Origin of the sequence: Fibrobacter sp. (assembly GCA_024399065.1) — a bacterium.
Lineage (GTDB): Bacteria > Fibrobacterota > Fibrobacteria > Fibrobacterales > Fibrobacteraceae > Fibrobacter.
Window position 1 is genome coordinate 12,684 of record JAKSIB010000027.1, and the last position, 19,900, is coordinate 32,583.

At 45.5% G+C, this 19,900-nt stretch carries 20 protein-coding genes; 14 read left to right on the forward strand and 6 right to left on the reverse strand.

Features of this window, described 5'->3' with window-relative positions; genetic code table 11:
• Nucleotides 1-3 precede the first annotated feature (3 nt).
• Nucleotides 4-1,143 (forward strand): acyltransferase, encoded by a 1,140-nt coding sequence (locus MJZ25_12100; protein MCQ2124915.1) that lies wholly within the window; start codon nt 4-6, stop codon nt 1,141-1,143.
• On the opposite strand, the gene MJZ25_12105 is transcribed toward MJZ25_12100, so the two are convergent.
• On the reverse strand, nt 1,121-2,281 hold the full coding sequence (locus MJZ25_12105) for a hypothetical protein (protein ID MCQ2124916.1): 1,161 nt from the start codon (nt 2,279-2,281) through the stop codon (nt 1,121-1,123). The genes MJZ25_12100 and MJZ25_12105 overlap by 23 nt on opposite strands.
• A gap of 113 nt (nt 2,282-2,394) precedes the next feature.
• Nucleotides 2,395-3,216, reverse strand: coding sequence for a DUF6261 family protein (locus MJZ25_12110; GenBank protein ID MCQ2124917.1), 822 nt, complete (start codon nt 3,214-3,216; stop codon nt 2,395-2,397).
• Nucleotides 3,217-3,531: 315 nt separating this feature from the next.
• Here MJZ25_12110 and MJZ25_12115 point away from each other — a divergent pair, with 315 nt between their 5' ends.
• The 5 genes from MJZ25_12115 (at nt 3,532) to MJZ25_12135 (ending at nt 7,472) form a co-directional block, all read left to right on the forward strand.
• Nucleotides 3,532-3,996, forward strand: a complete 465-nt coding sequence (locus MJZ25_12115; protein MCQ2124918.1) for a hypothetical protein — start codon at nt 3,532-3,534, stop codon at nt 3,994-3,996.
• A 168-nt stretch (nt 3,997-4,164) separates the two neighbouring features.
• A complete protein-coding gene (locus tag MJZ25_12120) occupies nt 4,165-5,085 on the forward strand; it encodes an Rpn family recombination-promoting nuclease/putative transposase (GenBank protein MCQ2124919.1) in 921 nt (306 codons plus the stop codon).
• Nucleotides 5,086-5,213: 128 nt separating this feature from the next.
• Complete coding sequence (locus tag MJZ25_12125) at nt 5,214-5,735, forward strand: hypothetical protein (GenBank protein ID MCQ2124920.1); 522 nt, start codon at nt 5,214-5,216, stop codon at nt 5,733-5,735.
• A 157-nt stretch (nt 5,736-5,892) separates the two neighbouring features.
• Entirely contained in the window at nt 5,893-6,822 is a 930-nt protein-coding gene (locus tag MJZ25_12130; GenBank protein MCQ2124921.1) for an Rpn family recombination-promoting nuclease/putative transposase, read from the forward strand.
• Between the two features lie 128 nt (nt 6,823-6,950).
• Nucleotides 6,951-7,472, forward strand: coding sequence for a hypothetical protein (locus MJZ25_12135; GenBank protein MCQ2124922.1), 522 nt, complete (start codon nt 6,951-6,953; stop codon nt 7,470-7,472).
• A gap of 494 nt (nt 7,473-7,966) precedes the next feature.
• Here the strand turns inward: MJZ25_12135 and MJZ25_12140 are convergent, their stop codons facing one another.
• Both MJZ25_12140 and MJZ25_12145 read right to left on the reverse strand, forming a co-directional pair.
• On the reverse strand, nt 7,967-8,296 hold the full coding sequence (locus MJZ25_12140; GenBank protein ID MCQ2124923.1) for a hypothetical protein: 330 nt from the start codon (nt 8,294-8,296) through the stop codon (nt 7,967-7,969).
• A gap of 95 nt (nt 8,297-8,391) precedes the next feature.
• Nucleotides 8,392-9,498, reverse strand: a complete 1,107-nt coding sequence (locus MJZ25_12145) for a hypothetical protein (GenBank protein ID MCQ2124924.1) — start codon at nt 9,496-9,498, stop codon at nt 8,392-8,394.
• Between the two features lie 170 nt (nt 9,499-9,668).
• On the opposite strand from MJZ25_12145, the gene MJZ25_12150 reads away from it, so the two are divergent.
• Nucleotides 9,669-10,274, forward strand: coding sequence for a hypothetical protein (locus tag MJZ25_12150; protein MCQ2124925.1), 606 nt, complete (start codon nt 9,669-9,671; stop codon nt 10,272-10,274).
• On the opposite strand, the gene MJZ25_12155 is transcribed toward MJZ25_12150, so the two are convergent.
• The gene (locus MJZ25_12155) at nt 10,210-11,229 is read right to left on the reverse strand and encodes a WYL domain-containing protein (protein MCQ2124926.1); all 1,020 of its coding nucleotides are present in this window, start codon (nt 11,227-11,229) and stop codon (nt 10,210-10,212) included. The genes MJZ25_12150 and MJZ25_12155 overlap by 65 nt on opposite strands.
• 115 nt (nt 11,230-11,344) lie before the next feature.
• Here MJZ25_12155 and MJZ25_12160 point away from each other — a divergent pair, with 115 nt between their 5' ends.
• The 4 genes from MJZ25_12160 (at nt 11,345) to MJZ25_12175 (ending at nt 15,931) form a co-directional block, all read left to right on the forward strand.
• A complete protein-coding gene (locus tag MJZ25_12160) occupies nt 11,345-12,076 on the forward strand; it encodes a hypothetical protein (protein ID MCQ2124927.1) in 732 nt (243 codons plus the stop codon).
• A 76-nt stretch (nt 12,077-12,152) separates the two neighbouring features.
• On the forward strand, nt 12,153-12,620 hold the full coding sequence (locus MJZ25_12165; protein ID MCQ2124928.1) for a hypothetical protein: 468 nt from the start codon (nt 12,153-12,155) through the stop codon (nt 12,618-12,620).
• A gap of 126 nt (nt 12,621-12,746) precedes the next feature.
• Entirely contained in the window at nt 12,747-15,104 is a 2,358-nt protein-coding gene (locus MJZ25_12170) for an AHH domain-containing protein (GenBank protein ID MCQ2124929.1), read from the forward strand.
• The gene (locus MJZ25_12175) at nt 15,104-15,931 is read left to right on the forward strand and encodes a hypothetical protein (protein ID MCQ2124930.1); all 828 of its coding nucleotides are present in this window, start codon (nt 15,104-15,106) and stop codon (nt 15,929-15,931) included. The genes MJZ25_12170 and MJZ25_12175 overlap by 1 nt, the downstream gene beginning before the upstream one ends.
• Here the strand turns inward: MJZ25_12175 and MJZ25_12180 are convergent.
• Nucleotides 15,920-16,606 (reverse strand): hypothetical protein, encoded by a 687-nt coding sequence (locus MJZ25_12180; GenBank protein ID MCQ2124931.1) that lies wholly within the window; start codon nt 16,604-16,606, stop codon nt 15,920-15,922. The genes MJZ25_12175 and MJZ25_12180 overlap by 12 nt on opposite strands.
• 68 nt (nt 16,607-16,674) lie before the next feature.
• On the opposite strand from MJZ25_12180, the gene MJZ25_12185 reads away from it, so the two are divergent.
• The 3 genes from MJZ25_12185 to MJZ25_12195 all read left to right on the forward strand — a co-directional run bounded on the left by MJZ25_12185 (nt 16,675) and on the right by MJZ25_12195 (nt 19,878).
• Nucleotides 16,675-16,875: a hypothetical protein gene (locus MJZ25_12185; protein MCQ2124932.1), complete on the forward strand. Its 201-nt coding sequence runs from the start codon at nt 16,675-16,677 to the stop codon at nt 16,873-16,875.
• Nucleotides 16,876-17,012: 137 nt separating this feature from the next.
• A complete protein-coding gene (locus MJZ25_12190; GenBank protein MCQ2124933.1) occupies nt 17,013-18,602 on the forward strand; it encodes a hypothetical protein in 1,590 nt (529 codons plus the stop codon).
• A 256-nt stretch (nt 18,603-18,858) separates the two neighbouring features.
• The gene (locus MJZ25_12195) at nt 18,859-19,878 is read left to right on the forward strand and encodes a hypothetical protein (protein MCQ2124934.1); all 1,020 of its coding nucleotides are present in this window, start codon (nt 18,859-18,861) and stop codon (nt 19,876-19,878) included.
• Nucleotides 19,879-19,900 lie beyond the last annotated feature (22 nt).

Here is a 19,900-nt window from a genome sequence, read left to right on the forward strand (position 1 = left end):
TTTATGGAAAAGAACATAACGCCGGATACCTTCCTCTCGAAAGATGACACCAAGGTCATGAAGGCCTTTGCCATCTGCCTTATGCTCATGCACCACTTGTGGTGCTTCCCGAACCGCCTGGCAGGGGAACCCCTCATCAACCTCTCCACGGTTTTCGGTGTCTCCTCCCCGGTATTCTTCGGCTTCTTCGGAAAGATCTGCGTTTCCATGTTCTTTTTCCTGGGCGGCTATGGCGTATACAAGAGCTATTTCGGCCGCAAGTTCGACCTTGTGGGCAAGCTGAAGGGCCTCTACTTTGCCTACTGGAAGGTGTTCCTGATCTTTATCCCAATTGGATTCATTTTCTTCTCTGACCAGGGGAACTATTGCCTGGATCCTTTCATTTGCACCAGGTTCTCCACCTTCTCCACCCGTGAGCTTATCTCCAACTTTTTGGGATTCACCTCCACCTACAATAGGGAATGGTGGTTCCTGAGCAGCTATGCCTTTGCCCTGGTGACCTTCCCGTTCATCCGTGGCGTTATCGACAGGCATACCGCCCGCATGAACCTCTTCTTGATGCTCATCGTGAGCCTGCTGATGGTGAACGTTTTCCCGGGCCTGGCCCAGAACCAGACCATCGGCGTGCTGGCCAATAACCGTATCTACCTGAAGTTCTTCTGCCAGATCGCGCCCTACGCCACCAGCTTCTGGATGGGTGCCATTGTTGCAAGGAGCGGCCTGCTGGATCGCCTACACGAAGGCCTCAGGGCTCACAACCTGCTGAACCCGGCCTTTGATATCCTGGTATGGGTGGCTGTGATTTTCCTGAGGCAGCTTGAGCTTGGCGAAGTGTTCGATATCTTCTTTATCCCTGTGCTTACCGTGGTGACCATTGACCTGGTGAACCGAATCAAGCTGGTGCGCAAGGGTTGCATTCTCGTTGGCAAGCAGAGCACAAACATGTGGCTTACCCACACGTTCTTCTGCTATTATATCGGCGCCCTTTCTGCGGTGGTGACCGCTCCCAGGTACGCCATCTTGTCGCTTCCGGTGCTGATCGCCCTTACCTTTGTGTGCTCATATGCCATCAACTACTTCTGGAAAGGAGTGGGCATGGGCTACGGCAAGGTGAAGGAACTTATTTGTGGAAAGGTACAGTAACCAGGCAACCGCCGTTGTAAGGTCCAACGGACATAATATGGAATCGGCCTCTGGTGCCGTTTGCACCCTGGATCTTGAAGGTGACTGTTCCGATCTGCTTGGCGGCTTCTTCGCCAGTTAGAGTTGCGGAACCTGTCGGAACCAATTCGCTCCAGGCAACATTCTCGACTCGGCCTGTGGTATCGGCGGGCAGAACCTTAGATACCCCGGAGCTCAGTTCAAGAATTATGGGGTCGTCGGAGTAATAGGATACGCAGAGCCCGCCCCAGGAAGAAGCATCAACAACAAAGGGCTTGCCGTTATCATCTTCACCGCCGATGTTGAAGTTCAGGGACACGTAGGGGTCCTTGTCTAAGGAATGTTTTTCCAATTGGTAGGAGCCGCATATGCCGAGGCATTCTTCGATAATGGGGTCAAGGGATCCAATGAAGCCTAGATCTGTCGTGATAGGCCAGATGGTGAGGGAGGCGCCACCTTCCTTACTGTCGTGTCCACTGATCCAGTAGCCAGATGTTTCGTTGCCCTCGTCGCAGTGGGTATTCATCTGGTACAGGCACATGTCGCCAAACCAGGTATCCATAATGCCACAAGGGCTGCCGGGAGTATGGGGCTTCTGCGTCCAAACCAGCGAACCATTCCAGCCTCTTTCGCAAAAGTACTCGATGGAGGGGTTGACCTTGCCGTGGGTGGTTGCCCCTTCTACGCATTCTATGCCGTAGGTGTCAATCTGGCTTTGGAGAGCTGCCTCCCAGTTGGGCTTGGAATACTTGGTGCATTCATAGTAGCGGTCTTCGTGGAGCGCCATTGTTCCAAATTTTTCCTCGGTGCATTCGCCAAGGGCCTTCGTGACATTCTCGTAGTAGTAGGGGCCAAAATCCCAAGATGAGGAGGAGAACGGGGGCTTGACAGATGAACTTGAAATTTCTGCGACAGGTGCGCTGGAGGAGCTCGGGGGCTCAACAGATGAACTTGAAATTTCTGCGACAGGTGCGCTGGAGGAACTCGGGGGCTCGACAGATGAACTTGAAATTTCTGCGACAGGTGCGCTGGAGGAACTCGGGTTGTCGGAACAGCCTGCAAGCATGGAACCTGCCAGTGCTGCAACAAAAGCCGTGGTCAAGAAACGATTTGTTCTCATATAAACTCCCAAAAAGTTTTACAATCCTTGAAAATATATATAAAAAACATCCCGACATCGCTTAGATGCCGGGACTTTTGTCTCCTTCTAACGTTTTATATGTATTGTGTAGATCATGCTGCATTTTCTACACCCACCGTGGAATCATTGTCCGTGGTGGGGGCGGCATTGTTCGCCGCTTCATTGTTCGCCGCAGTTTCTGTGGCTTCGGTAGTCGCAGCGTTTTCTGCTTTTTCCTTCTTTTTAGGTTTCTGGCGCATCTTGAGCTGCACCTTCTTTGCGATTACAATCTTGTCCATGCATTCGAGGAAGTTGCTGCAACTTTCGCTTCCTTCGGCAGCCTTGAAGAATGCCGCACCTACCAAGATGTTGTATGCCTTGATGCAGGCGGCGCGCAAAATCTTGCAGTTCTCGATTTCCTTCTGGCAGCGCTTGGAGAATCTGGCGAGATCGGCTTCCATGAACTGGCGGTTTGCTGTTTCGAGTCGTTCTGCCCATTCCTTGAATCCGCAGGCGGCGAGCTTTTCTTCGTCAAATACCTTGAGCCCCTGGATGATACTGTCGAAGATACCTGTAGATTTCGCCTGGTTCGCCTTGATGGGGGAGGGGGTGGAATCGAACAGCTTGCTGATCTGTTCGCCGATTTCAGCGACGCTTGCATCGGGAATCTTGGTGGCGGCCATAGCCACCTTGCGGCTCGCCACGTAAATATCGTTTCGTTCGATGTCAAGATCATGAGCCTTCTTTTCCACGGAGTCGGTGAAGCTTGCCTTCAGGAATTCGGAAAGAGCGTTCACGGAACTTTCGTATTCTGCGACAGCCTTTTGAACATCCTTGTCTGTGATTGCCTTGGCGAGATTCACGCCTTCGGAATGGAGGCCCTTGAATTCGTCGTTGTGGAGGAGGGAGAAGGTGATAGAAGTAATCATTTTCATATTAGAAACCTCGTTTTGAGAGTTTGTTTATGTTTCAGCTTTCGTGTTCACCGTTTGGGTGTTCCGCGTCGGCCTTGAGAATAAACTACGAAGTTCGAATGTCTCAGATGGTCACGATTGTGTAAAAGTTTATGTTAGTTTTGTCACGTTTGTGTCACGTTTTGACCATTGTATGACAATGTATTTTTGTTGTCATTCATTTTTTTTGAGGAGCATCGTTTTGAATTTGATATGGTGCTCCGACTTTTTGCATAGTTATGATTTAGAAATGAACTGGCGCTCCGACTTTTGGAAAAGTTCCGTTTTGGAATTGAAATGGTGTTCCAACTTTTGGAAAAGTTCCATTTTAGAAATGAACTGGCGCTCCGACTTTTGGAAAAGTTCCGTTTTGGAATTGAACTGGTGTTCCAACTTTTGGAAAAGTTGCGTTTTAGAAATGAACTGACGCTCCGACTTATGGAAAAGTTCCATTTTAGAATTGAAATGGCGCTCCGACTTTTAGAAAAGTTCCATTTTGGAATTGAACTGGCGCTCCGACTTTTGGAAAAGTTCCATTTTAGAATTGAACTGGTGTTCCAACTTTTGGAAAAGTTCCGTTTTAAAATTGAACTGACGCTCCGACTTATGGAAAAGTTCCGTTTTGAAATTGAAAAGACTCTCCGACTTATGGAAAAGTTCCATTTTAGAATTGAAATGACGCTCCGACTTATGGAAAAGTTCCATTTTAAAACTGAAATGATGCTCCGATTTTTTATGAAGAACGAGATTTTTTTGTGCTGAACAATAATTTTTTTTGACAACTACGAAATTTTTTACAAAAATATCGTGCCGATTCAGACATTTCCTGCGTGTATATATGCGGATAGGATGTTCATCCTTTTCCGCCGTGCATGTGCCCGGCGCAGGGCCGCCAGCGAAATCGGCAGGTAGCCAGGAACAAAGAAGATAATGACAAAGAATTTGGATCACGATAAATTCTTCAAGACGGCGCTGGGCAAACCCGAACGTGCCGCCCAGCTGCTCCGCCTTGCAGCAAAGCATAACGAGGGACTGCAGGATTTCCTTGCGGCAGTGAATCTTGATACCTTGCAGCCCATGCCCGGCGAGGCAACCCGCGAGGGACTCTCGGGTGCATCCGACCTTACGTTCCGTGTGAACTTGAGGGGCTCCGAACAGATGGCGAATCTTCACGTGGGCGTGCTTCTGGAGCACAAGTCCTACGAGGATCACGATGTTCTGCAGCAACTGATGAAGTATTATTTCGAGGTTATCCTGCAGAAGGCTGGGAACATTCCGACTGTTGCAATCATCGTTTACAACGGCAGTGACGACTGGAACCCGATTACGGACCCCAGCTACGCAACTCCCTACCCAGAATATCCTGCTTACTTTAACAAGGTGGGATACCCGTTCATCTGCGAGTTCATTGACGTGGGCGATGAAATCGATACGGTGGACTTTGCGAATGCGGACCCTCAGCTTGCTTTGGCTCTCGTTGCCATGCGTTACGCATTTGAACCTAGCGAACGCGAACGTTTCCTCGCTGCGCTGAAGGCCTTCAAGGCTTTGGGTCGCGAAGGTGCCCTTGACTTCCTCAAGGAGGTATATGTATATTTGCGCAAGGTAATTCCCGTAAAGGATAAGGAGCTGTTCATGGATACCGAAGAAGTCTTGCGCAATAAGGGCTACAAGTCTATTTCCGACGCCGACATCGAACTCGGTGAACAGAGGGGTATTGAAAAGACCAAACTTGAGGACGCCGAGGCGTTCCTCCGTGACGGAGACCCTGTCGATCGTGTTGCTCGAGTCCTTAAGCTCCCTCTCGAAACGGTGCAGGCCATCGCCGACAGGATTGCGAAACCGGCTTGAAACCGTCGCTAGCATTTGTTGAAATCCCCGGGGCGTATACCCTGGGGTTTCTTTATTGTCGCCTGCTGAGCGACAAAAAATGCACCTCGGGAAGTTACATTAGTGGAAATTTTAGAAACGAGGTGATTATGACAGCCCAGGTCCACGAAAAACTGATTCTCAACGGCAAAAGAACATCCATGGCGTTCTGCCCGCCGATTCCCGATTCACCCGAAATCCTTACAAGGCTCACCGATGAGGAGGTTCGCGAGAAAATGGCCGCCGGTAAAATCGACGGCATCATCTATTCCACGGCATGCTGGAGAGGCTATATCGGCACCTGGGAAATCAAGGACGACAAGTTCTACCTAAAGAAAATTGATGGGGCGGTTCGCCTTGCCAAAAAGGAACCTATTCAGGCCACCTGGTTTACGGGGGTGCTCAGGATTCCCCAGGGCAAGGAACTGCACTATGTGCACATGGGCTTCGGCTCCATCTACGAAAGGGATCTGCTGATTAAAATCCAGGAAGGCGTGGTGGTGGATCAGAAAGTCATCGACAACACCGATAAGGCCAAAAAGGCTGAAAACCAGAGCATCGAGGAACAGTTCCTTGAAAGCTTCAGGAACATGCCCGGCAACGAAAACCACTTTGACGGTGATGATATGTAACGAATTTTGTGTTGTGTCGGGAACCCCGGGGCGAGAGCTTCGGGGTTCTTTTTTGCACTTTTTTTACAAAAAACATGGGGTCGTTCCAGACATTTCCTGCGTGTTATAGAAGGCGGGTCACAAGCCTGCAAAAATTCTATAACCGATAGGAGGTGAAATGAACAAAATTCAGTTTAGGGCCATGGCCCTAGATTTGAAGGCCAATCCGCAGAAACTTGCGGAATACCGTAAGCAGTACAAGTATGTTTATCCGTTTAGTGACGGAATTTTCAAGATTCTTATGGCCAACGAGGCGAAACCTGAACGTACCATCAAGTTTTTGAATGCAATGCTTGATCTTTCCGGTCCAAACGCAATCAGGTCTTTTACCCTGGGAGTCCAGGAGCAGCCCGGAATTCTTGACCAGAAAACCGCAATTTTTGATATCTATGGCACCACGGAGGGTGGGGCCCCCGTTCTCATTGAAGTTCAGCAGAATTTCAATACTTTGTTTGTCGATCGTCTGGTTTATTACACTGCCCGCGTTATCAGTAATCAGGTGAAAAAGTCCCAGAGTTACGATTTGCCGCATATTTACGTGCTTTCGCTGCTGTGCGAAAACCAGTTCCCTCGGGAAAAGGATGCCTATCTGCACCATTGCCTGATCTTGCGGAACCGCATGTATCCTTTCAAGAAGATTGACGTGCTGCTTGTGGAAATGAATAAGTTCTTTGCCATCGATGACCGAACCCCGCCCGAAAAGCGCGAGACTAACGACAGGGCGGAAATGCTGCGCATGTTCCGCGACGTTTTGGAGGATAAGACCATTGACGAAGAAAAAGCAGCAAGGCTCCTTGACAGCGACTTCGTAAAAGATGTAAATTTTGAAGGGTTTACCGATGAACTTTTACTCTTGGAGGTTGATGGAATGACTGATTTGCTTTACGAAAAGCAGGGCTCCTACCTGCAGGGCAAGGAGGAAGGTAAGCTTGAGGATGCCGAGGCGCTCCTCCGTGACGGAGACCCTGTCGATCGTGTTGCTCGAGTCCTTAAGCTCCCTCTCGAAACGGTGCAGGCCATCGCCGACAGGATTGCGAAACCGGCTTGAAACCGTCGCTAGCATTTGTTGAAATCCCCGGGGCGTATACCCTGGGGTTTCTTTATTGTCGCCTGCTGAGCGACAAAAAATGCACCTCGGGAAGTTACATTAGTGGAAATTTTAGAAACGAGGTGATTATGACAGCCCAGGTCCACGAAAAACTGATTCTCAACGGCAAAAGAACATCCATGGCGTTCTGCCCGCCGATTCCCGATTCACCCGAAATCCTTACAAGGCTCACCGATGAGGAGGTTCGCGAGAAAATGGCCGCCGGTAAAATCGACGGCATCATCTATTCCACGGCATGCTGGAGAGGCTATATCGGCACCTGGGAAATCAAGGACGACAAGTTCTACCTAAAGAAAATTGATGGGGCGGTTCGCCTTGCCAAAAAGGAACCTATTCAGGCCACCTGGTTTACGGGGGTGCTCAGGATTCCCCAGGGCAAGGAACTGCACTATGTGCACATGGGCTTCGGCTCCATCTACGAAAGGGATCTGCTGATTAAAATCCAGGAAGGCGTGGTGGTGGATCAGAAAGTCATCGACAACACCGATAAGGCCAAAAAGGCTGAAAACCAGAGCATCGAGGAACAGTTCCTTGAAAGCTTCAGGAACATGCCCGGCAACGAAAACCACTTTGACGGTGATGATATGTAACGAATTTTGTGTTGTGTCGGGGAACCCCGGGGCGAGAGCTTCGGGGTTTCTTTTGTGTCGTTTATTGTAAAAATTAGATGGTTTCTGACACGGCACTTTGTGCAGAAAGAATTTTTACTCTAGAGCAATAAAGAAAAAGGCTGCCGCAGCCGGCATTCCGTACCAAACATATGTAAATGTTTTGCTGGAATATCGATGAAAATGGTTGCGAGTTCTTGTAGGCCCGCGAACTGCAAGGTGCGCTGGAATATAAGGATAGGGGAATTGGCCGACTACCAAAACCCATTATTCCATTTATTATGTCGAAGCCGTCAAATTTGTTGGATTTGGTTTTTTCCGTTTTAAGGGGAAGCAATGGGAAATCAATTGTTTATCGAATCTCGCTTATCAGAAGCAAAGAACCTTTGCTGCAAGATATGTGATAGCTTTGATGTTTTGAACAGTCTTGATGAAGATGGTGTAAAATGATTGATGAAGAAGATAATGCTAAAATTCTATCCGGCAAGCTGGTCGATCAGGTACTTGACCTGCTTGACCATGGCCTCGGCGGTTTTCTTGTAGTCTTTGTTCACCTTGGCCAGGTAGGCGTCGGTTTTGATCTTGAAGTTCTCGTTATGCTCGCCCTGGAGCACGGTGGGGTAGGCCCCGATCTTCAGGGATTCCGCAAACAGCTCCTTCAGCACCCTCAGCTTCTTCTTGGGCGGATAGGCCATCTGCATGTAGTAGGCCACGCTTATTTTCGCAAGGTGCTGCATCACGTAGCTCAGGTCGAGTTCGTTGGGAGCGACCACGTAGTTCCTTAGTGAAGATATAAGTGCCTGCATAATGGGTGCAAAGATAGCTAATGCGGGATCACCCGAGCCTTTTTTATTTTTGAGATTTCTCTTACCGGCTTTCCTGAATAGCAATTTCTCTTTTCCTATGTATTTTCTTTCCTAAAAAGAAGCATTCTATTTAGGTATTTTTCCAAAACTTCCATATAGTTTTCGTTAGATGAAATTTCTCTTAGTGTTACTTTTCCATTTTCATCTTTGTTAATCTCGTTGACGTCAACATTCCATATTGGATGTGCTAGAATTTCCTTTGCTATGGTAACATCGTATCTTTGAGTATAGAAACGAATTTTCGCATTTAGTTTTTCATCAAAGATTATTTCTAAATGTGGCAACCTAGGAGAGTTTGGATTTTGTTTTCCATGTTCTATGGGGTTTAAATAAAAATCGCATGATTTCTCGCTATAGCTCTGGCCAAATCCCATTCTTCTTTTTTTTATTGTATTATGGATGTCTTGCACAATTTTATGTGCCGGATGACGCCTTGCCAAGGTTTCTAGTTTTGGATAAACACTTTTCAGTTCCTTCCATCTACAACATTCTTTATATGAATCCCATCCATTATTTCTAAAAGCTGAAGGATGCGTTATAGGATAAAAGACTGTATTTGGATATTTTTGGTATTTAAAACATCCTAAATCCAGCAAGATATTATTCTCTATAATTCCATCAGGTTTTGGAAGATGATTTCTTAACCGTTTTCCCCATACGATAACAATATCTGGATTAATTTGGGGCAAAATGATTTCAAAAAGATCGTTCTTCTCCTCGGTACAATTCTTGTCTTGTGGTAATTTGAATTCGTCAAATCTTTTTCCAACAAATTTCGTGAAATAATTGTAAAAACACAAATTATCCCAAATATAGTCGGCCTTTTTAGGGATTTCGCCAGAAATCATAGATGCAACTTTTCTGTAGCAATTGCAGAATCTTGCAACGCCAATATCTTTTGCTCGTTCTGAAAAAGAAGCTACTTTTTTTTCGTTATGACATTGATATGAATTTAAAAAGACATCAATTGTGTTACTACAATCTATTGCTGCATTTTTTCCATAGTGAGATTCTCCTAAAGAAAGAACTTTTATTGGTACTTGGTTATAATTATCTCCAATATAGGGGAGAATATGTGGCTGGTTGTCACCAAAAAGATTTATTGCTCGATTGATAAATTTATTCCAATATTCAAGTTCCATCTTTAAACCTCAACAAACGATTCCTACAAAAAAAACTCTAGTTTGTAATTTAACATTATTTTATTGAAAAATCAGTTTTGCATGAAACCGTTTTTTTTCTACACGACTGAATTTGTCGCATAGCCGTTTTACTTTTGGTATCAAAGAAATCAAGGTAAATGAGGCTTGCGATGATAAAATCCCTCTTTAGCAAACATATAGAGGAATGGCGGTTGATGGAGTATTCCCTCAACGATGATACCCTCTGGTATTTCCTTTCTAATGAATCGGTGGAACCGGAGAGTAGAATGTCCTTGATTATGGATATTGTATCCCGGAAACCGTTGTGCTGCACCGACGACGAATTCTCTTTCAAATACTTTCAAAAGGAAATAGGGGAGGGATGCCATCCGGATTATCTGTGGAGAAAAATTCAGCATGTGTACCGAACCTTATGGAATTGGAGCCTGAATCCTGAGATATACCACAAGGTGGGCTACATGATTTGTGCCAACTATCCTCAGAGTGTTCTGCCTACGTTAACGCTGCTGTATCATGGCACGCGTGGCTTAGAACATGAGGCTTTGAACGAATTCTTGGATAAATTGATTGCCGAAAGTCAGAGTTCAAATTTTTCCGAATTCCTGGAACGGTATCGTCACCAGATAAATATTTCATTTTACCGCGCGCAAACCATGGGCATGGGGACTTTCCCTTTTGACAGGTACAAGACTATCTGGAGGGATGGCGGTATTTCTCCACCAGTTCTTGACCAAGTGAAAGAAGTTTCTCCTTGAGGTAGGCTGGTTCGACAACAGTGATGTAGTTCGGTGTGTGGAACAACAGCCACTGTACCAGTTGGGGAGTCACCTTCACGTTCATTGTAATCTGAAGGTGGCTCTTTTTTTCCTTAATCTTCAAGGATGGATGGAAGGGGCGCTCCTCGATGTAGGGGCGGTACTCCTTAGGGATGGTCAGGACCACTTTTTCCGCTCCCTGGCCATTGTCTAGCAAAGACAGGTCCCGAACTCTTGTGCGAACTGCGTTCAGGGAGACGCTATTTTCCACAAAAGTCTTTGGGCTGATTTCTACGGACTTGATTCGGTTCAGTTTTATGACGTAGACAGCCTCGGGATTCCCATGGCGTGCGCAGGCAACGTAGATTTCGTTCTGGAACAGAACTATCATCAAAGGGATCCTGTCGGATTCCTTTTCTTCGTCCCAGGTCGGGTTGTAGAGTGTGTGTATTTCGTGCCGGGTACGGATTGCCTTCAGAATGATATTCAGTTTCTGGTTGGCCGTTTCGTCAAGGTCGGGCTGCGTACCCATGAAAAGGACCTTGGAATTGATAGCGTCATAGACTTCCTTCAGCTTGTCCTTTTGCTCCATGGTTATACTTTGAAGGATTCTTTCGATAAGATCCTCGATGAGGGCGGCAGTACCGGGGTATATGTAGGTGATGCGCTTCAGGAAAACCAGCTGCTGCATGGTATCTTCGAAGTTGGGTAGTTCAAGGTTGTGCATGGCCTTGATGCCGGACTTGTAGACCTTATGGGGACCGTTTCCCTGGCATTCCACAAGATGCCCGGGTAAACTCAGGAGGCTGTTGATGTCTCGCTGGATGTTCCTTCGGTCCGCCTCGGGGTAGGAAAGCGCCTGCATAATTTGCGTCAGTGAAAAGCTCTGCTTTGGTTTGTTCAGCAGGTGGACAAGAATCTGGATTTGCCTTTCGCTCTTCGTGTATTCAGCCATGCGGGTATCTCTCGGTTGGTTTGCCTTGAATTCTATGCGACAATGGTTGTCGTATCGTTAATCTACGTTTTAATTGTTAAAATGGCACGTTGGGCCGCAACAAAAGGAAAATATTATGGGAACTTATGTAAGAGTTGTGGGTTTTGAAGATGATGGGGCCAAGATTGTGGAAAGAGCCCAGAGTGCGTTGGACGAGGCTGCTTTTCCCCAGCTGGATTTCATGGTTTTTGGCTGCAGCGAATATCGTGGGCATATTGCGGAGTGCTTCAAGTTGGATGATTTCTCGACGAGGGTGGACCACAAGTTGCTTTTGCTCGTCACTAGAGTGGAAGGCCCAGCAGTCGGCTCCATTATCCCTGTGTTCTACAAGTGCGCAAAGAATTCCGGTTGGGACATGGGGGTGATTATGCTTCGTTCCGAAAATCGCCCGGACAACGGTTTGCCCAAATGGACCGACTTGCCTAAAGGCCATTGCGACTTCTTTACGGTGTTGTCAATGGACGCAAGTGCTTCGCGCAAGTATTATGTCATTGCCAGCTTGGTTTACCTGCTGAAGGATCCAGGTGTATCCCGTACGTCCTACGAAGATTTCATGGAAATCTTTGGTGATGGGGAAGAGCTGAAGTTTGAACGCATGTTTGCGGCTAACTGGATTGACATGGCCAAGGATGAAATAGAGGCCTGTGTCTTGCAGGTGGAACATGACTCCGAATTCACCATGGACCGAATGCAACGGCTTATAAATGCTATTCCGGAGGGGATCAATTCCATTGTCGCCAACTTCAATGACATGGAGGAAGACGGCTGCCCCGCCATTGTTCACCTGTGGTATAAGGTGAATTTATGATGAATATTTAAACACAAGCCATATTTTTTTGGGGAATTTGTATATATTTAGTCTGTAAATAATAGGGAGATTGAATATGTTAATAGAAATTATGTCGGCAGAAGTTTATAACATGCATGCTTGTTTTGTTCCAGTAACTTTGAATTTAGATCATATAATATTTTTTTACCTTAGGAAAGCGAGATCTTCGGGCGGATTAAATCCAGATGCTTTTCCTGCGATTATATATCAAGATATTCAAGGCTCTGAATATAAGGAATTGTTTGAAAATGATGAACTAGCGTTCAATCGATATAGAGAAATACAGGACGCGTATGAATGCGCGAATCCAATTCTACTTATGGATGAATCCCATAAGAAGGAATCTTTCCGAACTTATTTAGAACTTTTTGGTGGTACGATATTTGATCAGCTCGGTGCTGTGATTGATGTTTACAATCAACGTCTTCTGAGTCAAGGAGACGAAGATTCAACTCCTGTAAATGTGCAACTAGAAAACTTTTTGGAAATCAGGCGAAAAGCAAAAGAAACCAAAGCGCTTTAGAATGAAGACCCCTTACAATAGGGGCCTTTTTTGTATGACAATGCTCACGGTGTTGTCATTTTTTTTACCCTTATGAAATTTTGGTTATATTTTTATTTGTAATAATTTGTTTGGAAAATGCCGTTTATGAAAACAAGTATTACAAGATTTCCTTTGCAGACGATATTGTTTGCCCTTCTTTGCTTTGCTGGAACCAGTGAAGCCGCCTACACCTGGAAGAAAACGAGTGAAAATATCTATGTGTGGGTGAATCAGGATTCTTTAGACTACGATTACTCCTGGAAGGGGAAAGCTATAGAAAAGGTAGCCCATGGTCCAGGAACCATGACTATTTCTAAAAATGGGAAAACATTGGCTAAACGTGAGGCTAATGCTTTTTATGGATCATTTTCCCCGAAATCCTATGGAGTGACTTCCAAAAACGACACGATTATCGGTAACCTGGATTCCTATAGAAAGGTTAATGGTTTTGCTGTTGTTGTTAAGGACTCTGGAAAAGTCTATATAGGTAGTTATTCCGATGGCTTGGCTAATGGAGCTGTAAGCATTGTGGAAAACGGGACTGTGGTTTACCGCGGGAACGTTGTCAATAATTTGCGTGATGGCTGGGGCGATGAATGTGATGCCAAGGGTGTATGTAAGAATACTTTGTGGAAGAATAACCAGCGCGTTTCTCGTAAGGATTCTTTGGAAACGGTGAATGGCAAATATGTCGGGGAAGTTACGTTTAAAGGAAACCGTCCAATTGCCAATGGAAAAGGCCGGTTGATAACCGATAGATATTCCCTTGAAGGAAATTGGACGAACGATACTATTACAGGCTATGCTGAATATATTAGTGATAGTTCTCAGTATAGCGGAGACTTTAAAGCCGGCCGTTTTTATGGTTATGGTGAGCTTACCACCGATACTTTGATGTATCATGGCATGTTTGTAGATGGAAAACCCTCTGGTTATGGTGAATTGTATACCAATACGGACTACTATGCAGGTGAATGGAAAAATGGTACCCAGAATGGTCATGGTAGGGTGAAAACTGATCGGTATGTTTATGAGGGCTCGTGGGAAGAAGGTTTGATTCATGGGAATGGAACAATAAGATATTCCAATGGAGATTTATATACTGGTACATTTTTGGCTGGGCAGCGCTATGGTCTGGGCCATTACGAGTTTGAAAATGGAAATGTGTATGAGGGTGAGTTTGTTGAAAATCTTCCCAACGGTTTAGGTCATTACTCTTATAAGGATGGCAGTTATTATGATGGCGAATTCACCAACGGAAAATTTGACGGTGATGGAACCTTGGTTCTTGTGTTAGACAATGATACCGTGTCAATTACAGCCAATTGGTCTAGTAATGAAAATAAATTGCCTTCTTATGCGAGTATCCTCTTTTCCAACGGTGATGTTTACGATGGTCCGCTAGTCAATGGTGCTCCGACAGATGAAGGTGTGTGGTCTACACAAAAACAGCGTGAAACAAAGGATTTTGCTCATACTGTAAATGATTTCTATAAGGCTCATAAGGCTCAATGGGAGAAATTTGTTGATTACTCTAGTATTGTCTTAGGTGTAGCATCGGTTTTCGTCCCTGAAGTTGCGCCCCTATATTTTGCTGTAAACGGCATTAATCTTGCTGTTGTTGCGTTTTCCGGTTCAGTGGATTTATATGATTCCGTACAGGCAGGAGGTTCTGTTGGGTCTGCAGTGGGTGATTTAGCTTTAAATATTGGTGCTAATTCTATTTCAATTGTTGCTCCGAAACTGTTATCGTCTTCTTTTGCAAAAGGGATTGTATCCTCTTTGAGTAAAACTGCAGTAAAGAAAGCCCCTGCTCTTGTTAATATTGCGAAAAATGGGAAAAAGGTTTTTGCAAAAACGATCCAGGTTGTTAAAGATGAAGCCGGCAATTTGGCCAAGAAACTTGTTCCGGCAAAGGCAAGGCAATTTGCGTACAAGCTTGTTTCAAAAGCTTCGGATCAGTATTTGAAAAAGAAGGAATATAAAGTTTGCCGTAATAAGGATAAGCTAAGCTTGGGACTAGCAGGTGATGGTGGCATTTTGAGAAAAAATATGTGCCAGTGTATGGATTGCCGTTTGGATGAGGCTGAAGGAGATTTTCTTGGAAAGCGTAGGGCGCAAGCACACCACGTGGTGCCCAAGGGTGGAAAAAATTCGGCAAGATTTAATGAAATTCTAGGGAACTGCGGGATTGATATTAATGATCCTCGTAATGGAATTTTGCTCCCTATTGATCCGTCTAGCATTTTTAAAGGAAGTATTCATAGCAATCATAAGGCAAACTATGAAACTTATGTCTTGGAACGTCTTGAAACTGTATACAGAAAGAAGAAAGGCGGTAAGTGTCCGGTGGATGCTATTGAGAAAGTTCTAGACGACATAAAGGATGAACTTTATGCAGGTACGCTTTCTTTGAATAGTAAAAAGCCTTTTTCGATTTTTTCTCCTTTGATAGGTAAGTGATGAACGCTGTAAATATTTGGATGATTGCTTCGAAACAGGAAGGATTTCTTTTTCCGAAGCTAGACGACAAGGTGGAATCTTGGTTATTCGATAACTGGGGTAGCCCTTTGGCTGAGCAGTGGTCTTGCGCAAATCTTAAGTTTTTAAGTGACGATGGCAGAGAAATTCCTGATTTCTATTTCATCGGAGGTTTCATCCCTGTGGTGTCTGAATCTGCATTATCTGCAATCGATTTGGACCATGCCGATGTGGAACTTTTACCTGCACAGGATGATTGCGGAAAAAAATTCTATATCCTAAATCCACTCTCTTGTGAGGATTCTGCCTTGAATTTGAAAAAATCCAAAGTTCAGTACACAAGCGACGGAACAATTTCTTGGATTAGCGATTTTGTATTCAGCTATTGTCCACAAAAGCGAATGTTTAGGCTTTCTGAAATGCCTACCAAAATGTTTGTAGATGACAAGTTTGTCCAATTAATCAGGGAGAAGAATATGACTGGTATCGATTTTATACCATGCAAAGTTACGGGCCCATCCCTGTTTGAAAGGCTTTTTCATCTAAGCTGCTTGTTGTTTGTGCCTTTTGTTGCAATTGCACTTTCTGGCTGTACAAGCAAGCCTCCAGTTATTCCTGAAAACGTAGCCCCAATAGAAAGTGTCGAACCTGTAGATGGTAAAGTCGGTATTCAGGGAGTTGAGCGTGCCGAAGATTTTAATTATAGATCTGAGAACAGCGCTATGCAGGAGCCGATGGCTGATGAAAACGCTCAGATTGGAGAGGCCTTGAAAAAAGCCTACTCAAAACAGGATTCATTAAAACAGTGAGAACTTGCCTTCGTACCACTTGACTCTGTAGCCCAGGTAGAATGAGGCGTACTGATCCTGCACAAAGGCGGGCTTGGTGGTGAGGGGGCCGAGGGCGCCGAAGTAGATGGTCTGCTTTTTCCAGATGTTGATGCCGATTTCAAAGCCTGGGACAACCCTGTTTCCCTCAACTTTACCCTTATACAGGTAGCCGGAAGTGACTTCGCTGTACAGGCCCAGGGAGACGATGGGGCGGAAGTAGACTCCGATGATGCTGTTTTTGATGCCGACGGCGGCGGAAAGGTCCAGGCGGAGCAAGGTCATGGAGATGTCGTCGTCGTAAGAGTCGGTGTAGTAGTTGAAGGCGTACACCATGAGGGAGGGGGCGACACCTGCCCAAAAGAAACTAGTGACGTTGGAGGTGACTGCGAGGCCTGCGCCAAAGGCGGGGCTGAGGCTTCCGTAATCGAGGGCGAAGCCGTCCTTGGTTTTGTAAGTGAAGTTGTTCTGCAGAACACCGAGCTGGGTGAAGGGGATGATTTTGTAGTCCTTGAGGAAGTACTCATCCTTCAGGTACGAATCGCTGGAATAGGTATGGCGGGCACTCTCTTCGTAGGGGTTGTAGTTGCCTTCGGCGTGGGCGCTTGCCGCGACCAGTGCCAGTGCTGCGATTACGATACTGAAATGCTTGGACATGTTCCAAAATCCTCCGTGCAACCAAAGATATAAAACCTTCGTGGGGCTTTTTTAGTTATCTTTGGGATATGGACGAGAATTTGAAAGAAAACAACGCTGCAGCTCCTGCCGCAGAGAACAATGCACAGCCGGCAAACAAGCCTTCTTCCGACCGTGTCAAGAGAATGCGCGGCTGGCTCGGCATTAACAGCTCCTCCCATTCCGGTGGATTCTCCAGGGACGGCGAAGCCCCCGTGTACGGCGACGCCCCCAACGGCTGGAACCGCTAACGCACATAGATTTTAAAACAGAAGGACCCCGGCTTTCGCCGAGGCCCTTTTTTGTGGGAAAAATCACAAAAAGAGAATTTCTTTGATGATAAGGTAAAATTTTAGTATACATTGATTGGGAAATAAGAGGGAGTTTTATGGCGGCTTGTGCAGCGCAGATTTCGGGTACAAAGGATTCTCTTTTCGCTCAGTACGAAAAGGTTATTATCAATAGCATCATTACATCGTTTGGCCTGGATATGTTCATCAAGGACCGTCATGGTGGCGATGTGGATACTATCCATAATGTTCGACAAATCGGTAAAGATCCGAACATGGGATACAAAAGCGCCAAGAACGCTAAGAATTGGAGCGCTAACCCTGAATACTCCCAGGATATTCATAATGAAATTCATAGGAACGGCCAGAATTTCCGATCCATGAAGCATGAGGCCAGAGAGGCTTTCCAGGCAACTGGTAAAACCATCCGAGATGAGTACACTGGCGGTGATATTGGTTTTTATGGTCATACAAAAGCGATTTCTCCAGATAAGAAAGCTGAACTGGACCATATTATTTCTTCCAAGGAAATTCATAATGACCGAGGTAGGGTATTGGCTGGCTTGGATGCCACGGAACTTGCTGACGACAAGTCTAATCTCGCCTTTACCAATAAGAGCTTGAACGCATCTCTTGGTGACAAGAAAAAATCCGACTATGTAAATGAACATCCGGAACTTAGTGAAAAGACTAAGTCCGAAATGTTGAAAAAAGACAAGGATGCTCGTGCTGAGTATGAAAAAAAGCTAAATGAGGCTTACTATTCCAGTGCTTCATTCAAGAAAGATCTTATGGTTGCTGCGGGAACGGCAGGCATCAAGATGGGTACACGTCAGATGCTGGGCTTTGTGTTCTCCGAAATGTGGTTTGCAGTAAAGGAAGAACTGGATCGTTTTAATTCGATTATGAATGCCGACATGGGGGAAGTTTTCCGTGCCATTGGAAATGGTGTCAAGAAGGGTCTTGAAAATTGCAAGAAGAATTACAAGGCTCTCTTGGACTCCTTCAAGGACGGTGCTATTGCAGGTTTCTTGTCTAGCGTTACAACGACCTTGTGCAATATCTTTTTTACTACAGCTAAAAATGTAGTGAGAATCATTAGACAGACTTGGGTTTCCATTGTGGAAGCTGTAAAGATTCTGTTCATCAATCCGGACCATCTCCTGTTTGGCGATAGAATGCTGGCTGCATCCAAGGTGATTGCCACGGGAGCCAGTGTTGTCGTGGGTTCCCTGGTGAGTGAGGCTATTTCAAAAACAGCTATTGGTGCTTTCCCTGTGGTGGGAGAAATTGTCCAGGCATTCTGTGGAGCATTTGTTTCTGGCATCATGAGCTGCACGTTGCTTTATGTGTTGGACAATAGCACTTTGGTCAAGAAAATTGTCGCTGTCTTGAACACGTTCAAAACGAGTCTTACGGCATATTCCGAAAGACTGGATGATATGCTTGCAATTTTGGAAGAGTATGCAGCAAAGGTCATGGATCTAGACGTTGAAAAGTTCAAACAGGAAACCGAAGTGTTCAATGGGTTTGCCAACCAGATCTCGGATGCCGCAGACGATGCTGCTCTCAATAAGGTCTTGAAGGATATGTTCAAAAAAATGGGTTGGAAGCCGGTCTATGATCAATACGAAAGCTTTGACGCCTATATGAAGGATAAGAATGCACCTCCGCTGGAGTTCTGCTAATGTTCCCGTGTACCCAATGTGGCAAATGTTGCAGGAATTTAAATCGATCCCCCATTTATGCCGACTTGCATAACGGGGATGGAGTGTGTAAGTATCTGAAGGGTAACTTGTGCTCCATATACAGGGATCGCCCAATCATATGCCGTGTAGATGATGCGTATGAAGCGTTCTTCAAGGATCACATGACTCTAGAAGAATACTATGAACTGAACAAAAAAGCTTGTGAACAATTGAATAAATAAAAAAGGAGAAAATTATGCCTATTCCGTTTATTGTGGGTGCCGCTGCTGCCCTCGCTGCCGCTGCTGGTGTTGGTGCCGGAGTCAAAGGTGCTGTTAAGATGAAGGATGCCAATGATACCATCAAGAGCGCGCAAAGTCGAAATGAACGAAACGTTGCAAAGTACAATAACGCTGAAAAGAATATGAAGGAATCGATGGATGGTCTTGGCAAGTTGGAACTTGAAGTCATGAAAAGCTTTAAGGATTTTGCTGACTTGTATGCACAAATCAAGAACAGACCGAAATTTAAAGACATTGATATAGGTAATGTGAAATTTTCCTTTAATCCGGAAGCGATGAAGGATGCATCTGTTGGTGCCTCTGTTTTGTTGGGTGGTCTTGGTGGCGCTGCTGCAGGTACTGCCGGCGGAATTGCTGCTGGTGGTGCGGTAACGGCTGCGGTGGCGGCTTTTGGTACAACGTCTGCAGGAACCTTGATTGGATCCCTTTCCGGTGCCGCGGCAACTAATGCCACATTGGCTTTCCTTGGTGGTGGAAGCCTTGCTGCTGGTGGCGGCGGCATGGCTCTTGGTTCCGCTGTTCTGGGTGGAGCAACTTTAGGCGTGGGACTTCTTGCAGCCGGAATTATCTTCAATATTACGGGGTCTAAGCTTGAAGAAAAGGCGGACGAAATTGAGCGCAAGGTAGATAAGGCTGAAAAGCAAATCAACAAGCTGTGCGCCCATTTTGAAAAACTCAGTGCTGTTGCCGGAAGATATACCCGTTCTATCCAATGTGTATTTGAAAAGTACACAAGCTACTTGTGTAGAATTGAAAACATTGTTGAAGGGCAGGAACGTTCTGACTGGAATGAATTTACGGATGATGAAAAACTTGCGGTACAAAATCTTGTTCGTCTTGCAACCGTTCTGTATAACATGTGTAAGGTTAAACTGGTGAACAAGTCCGAAAAGGAGGGCGAACCGGGTTCAGTCAATACTTCTGAATGTGAAACAGAGATGAGCCATGCTGATAGCTTATTGAATGAGATGTAACATCCGTTGAACAATTTAAAGA